Source organism: Methylobacterium sp. WL64, from assembly GCF_008039945.1.
Lineage (GTDB): Bacteria > Pseudomonadota > Alphaproteobacteria > Rhizobiales > Beijerinckiaceae > Methylobacterium.
The window spans coordinates 1-14,274 of record NZ_VRVA01000120.1 but is presented as its reverse complement, the minus strand read 5'-3'; the positions used below and the strand labels follow the sequence as shown (position 1 = coordinate 14,274).

12 protein-coding genes are annotated in these 14,274 nt (G+C 70.3%); 7 read left to right on the top strand and 5 right to left on the bottom strand.

Translation table 11 applies throughout. The features are described 5' to 3' along the window. Positions 1–453 precede the first annotated feature (453 nt). The 6 genes from hpnA to FV242_RS28165 all read left to right on the top strand — a co-directional run bounded on the left by hpnA (position 454) and on the right by FV242_RS28165 (position 7,478). Positions 454–1,482, top strand: a complete 1,029-nt coding sequence (gene hpnA, locus FV242_RS28190) for a hopanoid-associated sugar epimerase (protein ID WP_147941241.1) — start codon at positions 454–456, stop codon at positions 1,480–1,482. Next, entirely contained in the window at positions 1,479–2,375 is an 897-nt protein-coding gene (gene hpnC / locus FV242_RS28185; RefSeq protein ID WP_147910331.1) for a squalene synthase HpnC, read from the top strand. The genes hpnA and hpnC overlap by 4 nt, the downstream gene beginning before the upstream one ends. After that, the gene (gene hpnD / locus FV242_RS28180; RefSeq protein ID WP_147910330.1) at positions 2,372–3,223 is read left to right on the top strand and encodes a presqualene diphosphate synthase HpnD; all 852 of its coding nucleotides are present in this window, start codon (positions 2,372–2,374) and stop codon (positions 3,221–3,223) included. Before hpnC ends, hpnD begins: the two co-directional genes overlap by 4 nt. Next, a complete protein-coding gene (gene hpnE, locus FV242_RS28175) occupies positions 3,223–4,539 on the top strand; it encodes a hydroxysqualene dehydroxylase HpnE (RefSeq protein ID WP_147941240.1) in 1,317 nt (438 codons plus the stop codon). Before hpnD ends, hpnE begins: the two co-directional genes overlap by 1 nt. A gap of 42 nt (positions 4,540–4,581) precedes the next feature. Then, positions 4,582–6,579, top strand: coding sequence for a squalene--hopene cyclase (gene shc / locus FV242_RS28170; protein WP_147910328.1), 1,998 nt, complete (start codon positions 4,582–4,584; stop codon positions 6,577–6,579). A gap of 188 nt (positions 6,580–6,767) precedes the next feature. Further along, a complete protein-coding gene (locus tag FV242_RS28165) occupies positions 6,768–7,478 on the top strand; it encodes a phosphorylase (RefSeq protein WP_246692918.1) in 711 nt (236 codons plus the stop codon). A gap of 168 nt (positions 7,479–7,646) precedes the next feature. Here FV242_RS28165 and FV242_RS28160 read toward each other — a convergent pair whose 3' ends face one another. Next, positions 7,647–9,188, bottom strand: a complete 1,542-nt coding sequence (locus tag FV242_RS28160) for a Do family serine endopeptidase (RefSeq protein ID WP_147910326.1) — start codon at positions 9,186–9,188, stop codon at positions 7,647–7,649. 331 nt (positions 9,189–9,519) lie between these two features. Between FV242_RS28160 and FV242_RS28155 the strand changes: the two genes are divergently transcribed. Further along, positions 9,520–9,897 (top strand): hypothetical protein, encoded by a 378-nt coding sequence (locus FV242_RS28155; RefSeq protein WP_147941238.1) that lies wholly within the window; start codon positions 9,520–9,522, stop codon positions 9,895–9,897. Positions 9,898–9,921: 24 nt separating this feature from the next. Here the strand turns inward: FV242_RS28155 and FV242_RS28150 are convergent, their stop codons facing one another. The 4 genes from FV242_RS28150 to FV242_RS28135 form a co-directional block, all read right to left on the bottom strand. Continuing rightward, positions 9,922–10,293 carry a type II toxin-antitoxin system VapC family toxin gene (locus FV242_RS28150; protein WP_147910324.1) on the bottom strand — a complete coding sequence of 124 codons (372 nt, stop codon included), beginning with the start codon at positions 10,291–10,293 and terminating at the stop codon, positions 9,922–9,924. Next, complete coding sequence (locus tag FV242_RS28145) at positions 10,290–10,484, bottom strand: type II toxin-antitoxin system VapB family antitoxin (RefSeq protein WP_147853926.1); 195 nt, start codon at positions 10,482–10,484, stop codon at positions 10,290–10,292. Before FV242_RS28145 ends, FV242_RS28150 begins: the two co-directional genes overlap by 4 nt. A 592-nt stretch (positions 10,485–11,076) precedes the next feature. After that, positions 11,077–13,794 carry a valine--tRNA ligase gene (locus tag FV242_RS28140; RefSeq protein WP_147941237.1) on the bottom strand — a complete coding sequence of 906 codons (2,718 nt, stop codon included), beginning with the start codon at positions 13,792–13,794 and terminating at the stop codon, positions 11,077–11,079. Positions 13,795–13,908: 114 nt separating this feature from the next. Continuing rightward, the coding region (locus FV242_RS28135; RefSeq protein WP_147941236.1) for a PopZ family protein at positions 13,909–14,274 on the bottom strand (366 nt) is incomplete at its 5' end.

Sequence of the window (14,274 nt, the reverse complement as noted above, 5' to 3'; positions counted from 1 at the left end):
CGCGTCCGGGTGCGCACCCTGACGCTGCCGGACCTGTACCAGGACCACGACAGCCCGGAGAAGATGTACGCCGAGGCCGGCCTCGACGCCGCAACCATCGTCAAAACCGCGCTCGCGACCCTGCCGGAACGCAAGGAAGGCCGCTCGCGCCTGCGCCTGGCCTGACCTCGGCGTGCCGCGTCGCGGCGATTCCCCGGCTGGGGCCCGGATCCGGTCCCGCTGCGCGCCACCTGTCCGGGGGAGGGGCGGTGCCGGGTCGGACGCGGCGCCCCGTCCCGGGCGCATGCAGCGCCAGCGGACTGCGACACGGGATCCCGCTCGACCGGCGCCGCGGAGCGGCTCCGGGCGAGCCGCGTCCGCCCTTCGCTTGCCGCCCGGGCGGTTCGATGACACAAGCGCGGCGCGGCGGGGTTCCCCGCCCGCGCCGGCATCCCGCAACGCTTTAGACACGCGATGGTAGAGGCCACTTCCTCCGGCCCGTCCGAGGTCGGCCCCGTGCTGATCACCGGCGCGAGCGGGTTCCTCGGTTCAGCCCTGGTCGACGTGTTCCGCCGGGCCGGCTTCCCGGTGCGCATCCTCGTGCGCGCCACGAGCCCGCGCCGGAACCTGACCTGGACCGATGTCGAGATCGCCGAAGGCGACATGCGCGACCCGGCGGCCGTGGCCGCCGCCCTGCGCGGCCAGCGCTACCTGATCCACGCCGCGGCCGATTACCGGCTCTGGGCACCGGATATGGAGGAGATCGTCCGCACCAACCGCGACGGCACCCGCCTGATGATGCGCGCGGCCCTCGATGCAGGCGTCGAGCGAGTGGTCTACACGTCGAGCGTCGCCACCATCAAGCCGCCGGCCGACGGGGTCACGCCCTCCGACGAGACCATGCCGCTGACGCCCGAGACCGCCATCGGCGCCTACAAGCGCAGCAAGGTCGTGGCCGAGCGCTTGGTCGAGGAGATGATCGCCCGGGACGGGCTGCAGGCGGTGATCGTCAACCCGTCGACGCCGATCGGCCCCCGGGACGTGAAGCCGACGCCCACCGGCCGGATCATCCAGGAAGCGGCGCTGGGCAAGATGCCGGCCTTCGTGGATACCGGGCTCAACCTCGCCCATGTCGACGACGTGGCCCACGGCCACCTGCTGGCTCTGCGCCGGGGCCGGATCGGCGAGCGCTACATCCTCGGCGGCGAGGACGTGTTCCTGTCGCAGATGCTGGCCGACATCGCCGGCATGGTCGGGCGCAAACCCCCGACCGTGAGCCTGCCGCGGGCCGCCGTCTACCCGGTGGCGTTCTTCGCCCAGCTCGCCGCCCGGGTCACCGGCCGCCAGCCGTTCGCCACGATCGACGGCATCCGCATGTCCCGCTATCGGATGTTCTTTTCGGACCGGAAGGCGCGCCAGGAACTCGGCTACACTGCGCGGCCCTATCGCGAGGGCTTGTCCGACGCGATCGCGTGGTTCCGCCAGGCCGGGTATCTCGGATGAGCAAGCTCGACACCGCGACCGCGGCGCGCTCCGGCAAGGGGCACCGCGACGAGAACTTCCCGGTCGCCTCGCACCTGATCCATCCGCGCCACCGCGGGGCGATCCTGGCGTTCTACAACTTCGTCCGCGCCGGCGACGACGTGGCCGACCACGCGGACCTCGCGTCCGAGCGCAAGCTCGCGCTGCTCGACCAGCTGGCCGACGCGCTCACCGGCGCCGGCCCCTCCGACCCGGAGGCCGAGCCGCTCAAGCGTGAACTCGCCGCCCGCGGCCTGCCGCCCCGCCACGCGCTCGAACTGCTCGACGCGTTCCGGATGGACGCGCGCAAGAACCGTACGGCGAACTGGGACGAGCTGATCCATTACTGCCGCTACTCGGCGATGCCGGTCGGGCGCTTCGTGCTCGACGTCCACGGCGAGGATCCGGCCCGGGTCTATAAGGCCTCCGACGCGATCTGCGCGGCGCTCCAGATCATCAATCACCTCCAGGATTGCGGCAAGGATTTTTCCGGGCTCGACCGGGTCTACATCCCGCAGGATGCCCTCGACCGGCACGGTGCGACCGTGGCGATGCTGGGCGCCCCGAAGGCGACCCCGCAGCTCCGGGCGGTGATCGCCGAGCTGGCGCAACGCTGCCTCGACCTCCTCGACGAGGGCTCGGCCCTGCCGGACCTGATCGACGACCTGCGGCTCTCCCTGGAGATCGCCGCGATCCATCGGCTCGCCGTGGTGCTCGCCAAGGGTCTGACCACGCGCGATCCGCTCTCGGACAAAGTCCATCACGGCAAGGCCGCCTTCGCCCTCACCGCGCTCGGCGGCGTCGCCGCCACCCTGGCGCGCCGGCCCTTCCGGGGCCGGATCGTGCGGGGCGCGGCTCAGGGAATCCGCTCGTGAGTGCCACCGCGACCCCCATCACCGATCAGGACGCGGCCGCCCCGGCCCTGCCGGCCGCCGGCTCGTCGTTCTATACCGCCATGCGCCTGCTCCCGAAGGAGCGGCGCGAGGCGATGTACGCCGTCTACGCCTTCTGCCGCTCCGTCGACGACGTCGCCGACGATGGCGGGACACGGGCTGTGCGGCAGGTCGAGCTCGACCGCTGGCGCGCCGACATCGACGCCCTCTATGCCGGCCGTCCGGCCGCGCGGGTGCGCGACCTCGTCGAGCCGGTGCGCCGCTACGACCTGAAGCGCGAGGATTTCCAGGCGGTGATCGACGGCATGGCCATGGATGCCGTCGCGGACATCGTGGCCCCCGATGCCGAGACCCTCGACCTCTATTGCGACCGGGTCGCGAGCGCGGTCGGCCGCCTGTCCGTGCGGATCTTCGGCATGCCGGAGGCGGACGGCATCCGGCTCGCCTGGCACCAGGGCCGGGCGCTCCAGCTCACCAACATCCTCCGGGACATCGACGAGGATGCCGAGCGCGGCCGCCTCTACCTGCCCCGCGAGAAGCTGGCCGCCATCGGGCTGGCCGATCCCACCCCGGCGCAGGCGGTCGGCCATCCGCGCATCGGCGAGGTGTGCATCTCGCTCGCACGCGAGGCCGAGGATCATTACCAGGCGACCTGGGAGATCATCCGGCGCAGCCCCCGCAAGGCGACCAAGGCCGCCCGGCTGATGGCTGCCGCCTATCACCTCTACCTGAAGGCGGTGCTCGAACGCGGCTGGGCGATGCCCCGCGCCCGGGTCAAGCCCGGCAAGCTGGCGCTGCTCGCCGTCGTCCTCCGGCACGGTTTGGTCTGATGGGAATCGTCCACGTCGTCGGGGCCGGGCTGGCCGGCCTCTCCGCCGCCGTCGCGCTGGCCGAGACCGGTGCCCGGGTGGTGCTGCACGAGGCCGCCAAGCAGGCCGGCGGGCGCTGCCGCTCCTATTACGACCCGGCCCTGGGCCTGACGATCGACAACGGCAACCACCTGCTGCTGTCTGGCAACGCCGACGCCCTGGGCTTCCTCAAGACCGTCGGCGCCCCCGCCGACGCGCTCACCGGGCCCGACGAGGCGGCCTTCGATTTCGCCGACCTGAAGACCGGCGAACGCTGGTGCCTGCGCCCGAATGCCGGGCGGCTGCCCTGGTGGGTGATGAGCCCGTCCCGCCGCGTGCCCGGCACCCGCGCCCGGGATTACCTCGCCCCGCTCGGGATCCTGCGCGCCGCCTCGGGCAAGCCCGAGGGCGCCGGGGGCACGATCGGCGACAGCATGGCGTGCGAGGGCGACCTCTACGCCCGGCTCTGGCACCCGGTCCTGCTGGCCGCGCTCAACACCGAGCCCCGGGACAGCGATGTCGGGTTGGCCGCCCGGATCCTGCGCGAGACCCTCGGCGCCGGCGGCAAGGCCTGCCGCCCGCTGGTGGCGGTGGAGGGCCTGTCCTACGCCTTCGTGGACCCGGCCCTGCGCTACCTGAGCGCCCGCGGCTGCGAGATCCGCGTCGGCCGGCGCCTGCGCGGCCTCGATGGCGCCGACGGCCGAATCGGGCAGCTGCTGTTTTCCGACGGCCCGGAGGCGATCGGCCCCGACGATGGCATTGTGCTCGCCCTGCCGCCCTGGGTAGCCCGCGAAGTGTTGCCGGGTCTCCTCGCCCCGGTGGAATTCCGATCTATCGTGAATGCGCACTTCGCACTTGCGCCGAGGACCGGCAGCCCGCTGGTCCTCGGCGTCGTAAACTCCCTGACGGAGTGGCTTTTCGCCTATCCTGACCGGTACTCGGTCACGATTAGCGGTGCCGATCGGCTGCTCGACGTGCCCCGGGAAGACCTCGCCCGCCAGATCTGGGGTGAGATCGCACAGTTGTGCAGTCTTGCCCCGGAACTGCCCAGCTGGCAGATCGTAAAGGAGAAGCGTGCGACCTTCGCGGCGACGCCGGCCGAGGCCGCGCGTCGCTCGGGGGCCGAAACCGCCTACGAGAATCTCGTCCTGGCAGGCGATTGGACCGCCACCGGTCTGCCATCGACGATCGAGGGAGCGATCCGCTCGGGCAAGACGGCCGCGCGTGCGCTGCATCACGGATCGTCCGTGCGCGGCGGGTTACGCGCGCCGGTATCGGGCGCATTGGGCGCCGCTTGAGGCATGGCGGCCGCAACGCAGCGGCCGTTCGAGGCGAGGACCATGAGAGAGGCCGTAAGCAAGGTCGAGCCGCTTCAGCGCTCGAAGACCCAGGGGATCTCGCTCGACGACGTCGAGCGCGGCGTGGCGCAGGCGACGCGCGCGCTGATCAACCTGGCGCACGATGACGGGCATATCTGCTTCGAGCTCGAGGCGGATGCCACGATTCCGTCTGAATACGTCCTGTTCCACCACTTCCGCGGCACGCCCGTGCCCGAAGGCCTCGAGGCCAAGATCGGCAACTACCTGCGCCGCACCCAAGGCCGGCACGGCGGCTGGGCCCTCGTCCACGAGGGGCCGTTCGACATGAGCTGCACGGTCAAGGCGTATTTCGCCCTCAAGATGATCGGCGAGGACATCGAGGCGCCGTACATGCGCCGGGCCCGCGAGGCGATCCTGTCGCGCGGCGGCGCGGCCAACGCCAACGTCTTCACCCGCTTCATGCTGGCGCTCTACGGCGAGGTGCCCTGGCGCGCCGTGCCGGTGATGCCCGTGGAGGTGATGTTCCTGCCGAAGTGGTTCCCGTTCCACCTCGACAAGATCAGCTACTGGGCCCGCACCACCGTGGTGCCGCTGTTCGTGCTCCAGGCGACCAAGCCGCGCGCCCGCAACCCGCGCGGGATCAGCGTCCAGGAGCTGTTCATCACGCCGCCCGAGAGCGTCCGCACCTGGCCGGGCTCCCCGCACGCGACCTGGCCGTGGACGCCGATCTTCGGCTTCATCGACCGGATGCTGCAGCTGGTCGAGGACCGCCTGCCGCGCAAGAGCCGGCAGCGCGCCATGGAGAAGGCTCGCGCCTGGGTCAGCGAGCGCCTGAACGGCGAGGATGGCCTGGGGGCGATCTTCCCCGCCATGGTCAACTCGGTGCTGATGTACGAGGTGATGGGCTACCGGCCCGATCACCCGCAGGTCCGGGTCGCCTGCGACGCCATCGAGAAGCTGGTGGTCGAGAAGGCCGACGAGGCCTACGTCCAGCCCTGCGTCTCCCCGGTCTGGGATACGGCGCTGGCCGCCCACGCCCTGCTGGAGGCCGGCAGCCCCGAGGCCGAGGCGCAGGCCCGCGCCGGGCTCGACTGGCTGAAGCCCCGCCAGGTGCTCGACATCGTCGGCGACTGGGCGGCGCGCAAGCCGAAGGTCCGCCCCGGCGGCTGGGCGTTCCAGTACGCCAACGCGCATTACCCCGATCTCGACGACACCGCCGTGGTGGTGATGGCCATGGACCGGGCGATGCACCAGCATGGGCTGGTCGCCGGCATGCCGGACTACAAGGCCTCGATCGCCCGCGCCCGCGAATGGGTCGAGGGCCTGCAGTCGGAGGACGGTGGCTGGGCGGCGTTCGACGCCGACAACAACCACATGTACCTCAACCACATCCCGTTCTCGGACCACGGCGCGCTGCTCGACCCGCCGACCGCGGACGTCACCGCCCGCGTCGTCGGGATGCTGGCGCAGCTCGGCGAGACCCGGGAGACCTCCCGGGCGCTCGACCGCGGCGTGAACTACCTGCTGAACGACCAGGAGGAGGACGGCTCCTGGTACGGCCGCTGGGGCATGAACTTCATCTACGGCACCTGGTCGGTGCTGTGCGCCCTGAACGCTGCGGGGGTCGATTCCGCCGATCCGCGGATCCAGCGCTCGGTGTCGTGGCTGATCCGGATTCAGAACCCGGATGGCGGCTGGGGCGAGGACGCCTCATCCTACAAGATCGATCCGGCCTTCGAGGCGGGCTCGTCCACGGCTTCGCAGACCGCCTGGGCGCTTCTGGCCCTGATGGCGGCCGGTGCGGTCGACGACCCGGCGGTGACCCGCGGCATCAACTTCCTGACCCGCACGCAGGGCGCGGACGGGTTCTGGAACGAGGAGCGCTACACCGCCACGGGCTTCCCGCGGGTGTTCTACCTGCGGTACCATGGCTACCCTAAGTTCTTCCCGCTCTGGGCGATGGCGCGGTTCCGCAACCTGAAGCGCACCAACAGCCGGCGCGTCCAGTTCGGCATGTGACGCTTCCGGCGTCGAACCTCGGGCCGGCGCCACCGTTCGGGACGACGCCGGAGCGGATCGCAAGACTCCTTCCGCCCGCGAACCCCGGTATCCCGCACGTGGCTTCCTCCGACGACGATCCCGCGGCGCCGGCCCCTCGGCGTTCGCGGCTCCTTGCGGAGCTCGCCGGACTGGTCCACCAGCGCGCGATGATCGATCCTGCCGCGCCCGTCCTCGCCGTCACCGGTCTCGCCCGCGAGCGCCGTCTTGCGGCCGGGGAGGGGGTCGAGGCGGTCGGAGCCGGCGGCAACCCGCACCGCCTGCGTCAGCTCCTCGACGCGCGTCCGCAACCGGGCTGCCGCGCGGTGATCAGCTTCGGTATCGCGGGCGGCCTCGACCCGTCCCTGAAGCCCAGCGACGTGGTGGTGGGTACCGGGGTCATCGGCGAGGAAGGCCGGCGCGCCGCCGACCTCGACCTCTCAGCCACGCTGCTCAACGCCCTGGCGGGCATCGGCCCCCGGGTCATCCCGGCCGACCTCGCCGGCGTCGACACCGCCGTACTCGGGGTCGACGGCAAGGCGGACCTGCGCGCCCTGACCGGCGCCGCCGCCGTCGACATGGAATCCCACGTCGCCGCCGCCTTCGCGGGCCGCCATGGCCTGCCCTTCGCGGCCCTGCGGGTGATCTGCGATCCCGCCCACCAGGCGCTCCCGGCCTTCGCGGCCCAAGCGCTCACCCCGGACGGCGAGCCCGACATCGCCGCGGTCTTTTTTGCTTTTGCCCGGGGACGGGCCAGGATTGGCGACCTGATGCGGTTGGCCCGTGATTCGAACGCGGCCTTTGCGGCCCTCGGCAAGTGCCGCACGCGGTTGGGACCGGGGCTCGGGATTCCGGTGCCGCCTCATTCGGTGTCCGACTGACAGGTCCGCGATTGCTCGGTGCTGCACCCATGCCCCGGGAGACATCCGGTGGCGCATCGAACCCGATGCCAGAACAGAAAAAGACGCCGGCTTATTCGGCCAGCGTCAGGTGGGAGGAAACACGAGGCGGCGCGGGGGAAAAATCCCCGCGCCCGGTCTGAATCGGCGTTAGCCGGCCTTCTTGCTCAGGGACACCGCCACGAAGCGGGTCTGGCCCTTGCTGCTCTTCACCCGCATCAGCACCGCCTTGCGGCCGCTCGACTCCGCCGTGCGGATCTGCGCGGCGACGTCGGAGGGGCGGGTGACGCTCTGGCCACCTACGTCCAGGATCACGTCGCCGGCCTCGATGCCCTTAGCGGCGGCCGGACCGTCGGGATCGACCTGCACCACGGCGACGCCCTGCTCGGACAGGCCGACATCGGCGGCCGGCGCGAGGTTCAGGCCGAGCCGCGGCTGGCCGTTGCCCGAATCGTCGTCGCGGGTGGCGACCTTGGTGCCGTCGGTGGGCATGGCGCCCAGCGTCACCGTCGCGGTGTCGGTCTTGCCGCCCCGGAGATAGCTCAGCTCGACCTTGGCGCCGGGCTTCATGCCGGCGATCCGGCGTGAGAGCTCCCGGGCGCTGTCCACCGTGTCGCCGTTGACCTTCTCGATCACGTCGCCGGCCTTCAGCCCGGCCTGGGCCGCCGGGGTGCCGTTCTCGGCGTGGTCCACCAGGGCGCCCTTCGCCTTGTCGAGGCCGAGGCCGTCGGCGATGTCCTGCGTCACCGGCTGGATCTGCACGCCCAGGTAGCCGCGGGCGACCTTGCCGTCGGTGCGAAGCTGATCGACCACCGCTTGCACGGTCTCGGCCGGGATCGCGAAGGCCAGGCCGACGCTGCCGCCCGACGGGGACGCGATGGCGGTGTTCACGCCGACCACCTCACCGTTGACGTTGAAGGTCGGGCCGCCGGAATTGCCCTTGTTGATCGGGGCATCGATCTGCAGGAAGTCGTCGTACGGGCCGGCGCCGATGTCGCGGCCGCGGGCCGAGACGATGCCGGCCGTGACGGTGCCGCCGAGGCCGAACGGGTTGCCGATCGCCACCACCCAGTCACCGACCTGCGGGGCGGTCTTGCCGAACTGGACGTAGGGGAAGTTCGAGCCCTCATTGATCTTCAGGAGCGCGACATCGGTCTTGGCATCCTTGCCGATCACCTTCGCGTCGAGGGTGCGGCCGTCGTCCAGGGTCACCTGCACGGTCTTGGCGTGGTCGACCACGTGGTTATTGGTCACCACGTAGCCGTCGGCCGAGATGATGAAGCCGGAGCCGACCGCGCCGCGGGAGCCCTGGCGCTGCTGCGGCTGGGGCTGGCCGCCCGGACCGTTCTGGCCGAAGCGACGGAAGAACTCGCGCAGCTGCGGCGGCACGTTCTGGAGGTTGCGGCCCTGGCCGGGGCCATCCTCATCCTCGCCCGGCGCCGAGTCGTCGAGCTTGACCTTCACCGAGACGACACCCGGCTTCACCTTGTTGACGATGCCGGCGAACGAGCCGGGCGGGTGCTCCGGAGCCTCGATCGGGGTCTTGGGCAGGGCCTGGGCGTAGGCGGGGGTCACGGAGGGCAGGGTGGTGCCGAGGGCTCCGCCGGCGATCAGCGCGGCAGCAGCCACCGAGGCGAGAGCGCGGCGCGAGGTCCGGCCGGACAGCGAGCTTTGGGGACGGGTCTCGGTCATGGGAATCGCAACCTCTTGAAACGGATCGGGGCGACGCCGGGGGACGCGGCGTTCGATGCGATCGGTCTAACGGGCGGCGCCTGACCCCCGCGTGGCGGTCAAATTACGGTTTGGACATGTGCGCCGATCCGGGCCGAGGCGGCCATGGCCGGCTCTCGGACGGTAGCCTGGCGGAGCTGTGTTTGGGGGCGGCTCGGGGCGAAATCCGCCGCGTGTGCCACGTGTCACCGCGCGCTCGGGATGTCGCGCTACAGTCCGATCGATTCCGGCAGGCGGCTACAACCTTTGGCTCTGCCGGCTGGTGTCGCGTGAGATGCGTGAGGATCGGGTGATGAAGGCGATGTTTGCTGTGGTCCTGCTGTTGGGTTCGGTAACTGCCGCTATGGCAGCTGATGGGTACTCGGATTATCGGAACTATTTCAACGAAAAGCCGGCTGTCGGCGATCGGACCAAGCTGAAGCCCGCGCGAGCGACGTCCCATTCCAGGGAGGCGGTCGATACGCGGCGCTACGAGGACGGCGTTGCTGACGGAAAACTGGACAACCTGAAGCCGGGCTATCGGAACCGGGCCGGGATCTACGTGCCGCCCGACTATTCCACCCACCCGCGCGGCCCGACGGGCGACGGTTTCGGCAGCGCGAGCAGCGATTCGTATGGCAGCGTGAGCGCGCCCAACCCGTTCGCGGGTCCCCTCGGTACCCGTCGCTGAAAACGCCTCGCCGGGCTTGCCGCCCTACTGGACCGCTCGGTACGACACCCCGAGCCGTTCGCTCACCGCGGCCAGGCGTCTGTCGCGTGTCCATATTCGGGAGCCCGGCATCAGCTTCGCCGATGCCAGGAGATGTGCGTCCACATAGCCGATGCCGAGGCCGTGCAACGCGTGCTCCGCGATCAGGAGCATGACTTCATCGTGGGCCGCGACGTCGGCCGGCGGCATGTCTTCCAGGGTCGCGATGACGCGTTCGCGGTCGCGGATGCTGCCCAGCGCCAGTTCACCGATGACGAAGGGATGAACACGCTGGCTCATGTCGGTCAGGATCGCGGTGACGGATGGATCCGTCGCCGCGAGGTGATCGATCCAGATGTTCGTATCGATAATGATCACGGTTCGGAGCGTCGGCGCGTCCCGGCCTGGGCGTTCGAATCGCTCCCCCCAAGCAGGATCATGCGCCGGGACGCCTCACGCTGGACCAGCGCGCGCAGGGCCTCACGGACGAGTTCCGACTTCTCCGTGATGCCTGTGTAGTGCTGCGCCTTAGCAAGCAAATCATCGTCTAGGTTGATCGTCGTCCGCATCACGTTCTCCCCAGCGAAGCATCGATTATGACATCATATCATGTCGTTTTCCATGCCGAACCGCGCTCGACCGCTGCTCGGTGGTTCGTTGTCGAGATGCCGCGGGTTCCCGAAGGACACGGCCGCTGGCAGTGCACGCAGTCCGTCCGAGGCTTTTGGATTGGTTTGTCCGCGAGGAGCTTTGACAATGGGATCGAGCGTTTCGGACCACACAGGCCAGGTTCGACGGCATGCGCCGATCTCTCACCAGGGTAACAGCCGCGACGGCGGCACGGAAGGATAGAACCGGGTCGCAGAGGGGCATCCTCCCTCCAGAGATTCCGAGTTTCCGCAGACGCTTCAGCTGCTACCCTGTCTTCCCCGGGGCGCCGTAGGCGAGCCCGGGATCCAGAGCCGCGGACGGCGCAAGTCACCAATTCGATAATGGTTCTGGATCCCGGGCTCCGCTTCGCGGCCCCGGGATGACGAAGCTGTTTTCAGAACGGCCTTTGCAAAGACCCATGGGTCACCGGCCAAGCGGGGCAGTGATATGCCGACCGCTGCTGCAAACACCTTGAATGGGCTCGGTGCGAACTCGCTATGAGCGAAGCGATCAGCCCCCGCTCAACCGGGCCAGCGCCTCCTCGATCTTCACCAGCCGCGCGGACTCGGCCTCCCGGCGCTCGCGGTTCTCCTCGATGATATCCTCGGGGGCGCGGGCGACGAAATCGGCGTTGCCGAGCTTGGCGTCGACCTTCTTGATCTCCCCTTGCGCCTTGCCCTGCTCCTTCTTCAGGCGCGCGACCTCGCCGGCGAGGTCGACGATGCCTTCGAGCGGCAGGGCCGCGACGCTGCCGCGCACGAGGAGCTGCACCGCGTTCTTCGGCGGCGTCTCCGAGACCGTGATCTCCGAGAGCCGGGCCAGGCGCAGCAGCGTGTCCCGCCAGGCCTCGACCCGGGTCCGCACCTCCGGGGAGGCCCCGACCATCACCAGGGGGATCTGCGCCGCGGCCGGGACGCTGGTCTCGGAGCGGGCCGAGCGCACCTGGCTGACGAGGTCGACCACGAAGCCGACTTCGGCCTCGGCGTCGGCATCCGCGAGGCCTGCGAGATCTGGCCAGGCCGCAAGTGCCAGGAGGCCGCGCTCGGGGACCGCGGCGCCCTTAATCGCCCAGAGTTCCTCCGTGAGGAACGGCATGAACGGATGCAGCAGCTTGGCGACCTGATCGATCAGGAATGCCACCGTCGCCTGGGTCTCGGCCCGGACGGCCGGATCGACGTTCTCGCCCTGCAGCACCGGCTTGGCGAGTTCGAGGTACCAATCACAGAATATATTCCAGACGAACCGGTAGGCGGCGCCGGCCGCGTCGTTGAACTGGTAGGCTTCGAGCGCCGCCGTGACCTCACCCACGGCGCGCGCGGCCTCGGTGAGCGCCCAGCGGTTGATCGCCCCGGTGATCGCCCGCGGGTCGTAGGCGGGGTCGAGCTGGCAGCCGTTCAGCTCGGCGAAGCGGGCGGCGTTCCAGAGCTTGGTCGCGAAGTTGCGGTAGCCCTGGACCCGGTCGGCCGAGAGCTTGATGTCGCGACCCTGGACCGCGAGCGCGCACAGGGTGAAGCGCAGGGCGTCGGCGCCGACCTGATCGATCAGCTCGAGGGGATCGACGACGTTGCCCTTCGACTTCGACATCTTGGCGCCGGAGGCGTCGCGCACCAGCGTGTGCAGGTAGACCGTCTCGAACGGCGCCCGATCGGTGAGGTGCAGGCCCATCATCATCATCCGGGCGACCCAGAAGAACAGAATGTCCTTGCCGGTCACCAGGGCGTTGGTTGGGTAATAGCGGGCGTATTCCGGGGTCGAATCCGGCCAGCCCAGGGTCGAGAACGGCCAGAGCGCGGAGGAGAACCACGTGTCGAGGACATCCGCGTCGCGGGTCAGCGCCACGGGGCCGCCGTGCTCGGCCGCGGCCAGCGCCAGGGCCTCGGCCTCGCTCTCGGCCACGAAGATCCCGCCGGCGTCATCGTACCAGACCGGGATCTGGTGGCCCCACCAGAGCTGGCGCGAGATGCACCAGGGCTCGATGTTGGTGAGCCACTGGAAGAAGGTCTTTTCGTAATTCTCCGGGACGAACTTGGTCTGTCCGTCACGCACCGCTTGGAGCGCGCGCTCGGCCAGCGGCTTGACGTTCACGTACCACTGATCGGTGAGATAGGGCTCGATCACCACGCCCGAGCGGTCGCCGTGCGGCACCGCATGGGTGTTGGGCTCGACCGCGCGCAGGCGGCCGTGCGCCTCCATCAGGGCGACGACCTCCTTGCGCGCCCGCGCCCGATCGAGGCCGTGCAGCGCCAGGGCCTCGGGCTCGGGCGAAGTGTCGGCCAGGAACGCCGCGTTGCCGTCGAGCAGCATACGGCCCTCGGGGTCGAGGATGTTGATCACCCCGAGGTTGCAGCGCCGGCCGACGTCAAAGTCGTTGAAGTCGTGGGCCGGCGTGATTTTGACCGCGCCGGTGCCCTTCTCGGGGTCGGAATAGGTGTCGGCGACGATCGGGATCAGGCGGCCGACCAGCGGCAGGCGGACCTGCTTGCCGACCAGCGCCGTGTAGCGCGCGTCCTCCGGGTGGACCGCGATGCCGGTATCGCCCAGCATCGTCTCGGGCCGCGTGGTGGCGACCGTGATGACCTCGCCGGTCTCGGCCCCGTTCGCGTCGACGATCGGATAGTCGAAGTGCCAGAGATGGCCCTTCGTCTCGATCTGCTGGACCTCCAGGTCGGAGATCGCGGTCTGGAACTTCGGATCCCAGTTCACCAGCCGCTTGTCGCGGTAGATCAGGCCCTGGCGGTGCAGGTCCACGAAGGTCTTGAGCACGGCGCGGCTCAGGCCCTCGTCCATGGTGAAGCGCTCGCGCGACCAGTCGCAGGACGCGCCGAGCCGCTTCAGCTGGTTGACGATGGCGCCGCCGGATTCGGCCTTCCAGGCCCAGACCTTCTCCACGAAGGCGGCGCGGCCGATCTCGCGGCGGCCCGGCTCCTGGCGCTCCATCATCCGGCGCTCCACCACCATCTGGGTGGCGATGCCGGCGTGGTCGGTGCCGGGCTGCCAGAGCACGTCCTTGCCGCGCATCCGCTCGAACCGGCAGAGCACGTCCTGCAGCGTGTTGTTGAGGGCGTGGCCCATATGCAGAGAGCCCGTCACGTTCGGCGGCGGGATCACGATGCAGTAGGGGGGCGCTCCGGCGCGCTCGGGCCGGCCGGCGCGGAAGGCGTCCGCGTCCGCCCAGGCGGCTGAGATCCGCGCCTCGACGGAGGCGGGCTCGAAGGTCTTGTCCATCATCGCAGGTATGGGCCGGCGCTCGTCCAACAGGGTTGGACCCGCTTTCGACCGTCAGGCCGCGTCCGTCAACACACACCCGGCACCGGGCAGGCCCGATGCCGAAGGGCAGGGCGCTCAGCGGCCGCGCGAGACCCGCTCGATCTCGGCCCGGACCAGCCGCTCGACCACGGCCGGGAGGTTGTCGTCCAGCCAGGACTTGAGCATCGGCCGGAGCATGTCCTTGACCAGGTCCTCGAGCGTGCGGGCGTTCTGGGTCAGGACCGTGTGGGCCAGCAGGTTGAAGGCGCCGTTGACGCTGGCGTCGGTCGCCGCCGAGACCAGGGTCTCGGCCTCCGGCTCCGGCCGCGGCGGCGCCTGGAAGACCGGCTGCGGCTGCGGCTGCGGGCTCGGCTGCGCGGGCGGCGGCTCGGGCTCGGGCTCCGGCTCGGCGAACGCCTCGTCCTCGAAGTCGATCGCGTCGAAGTCGAGGGGGGCCGGGGG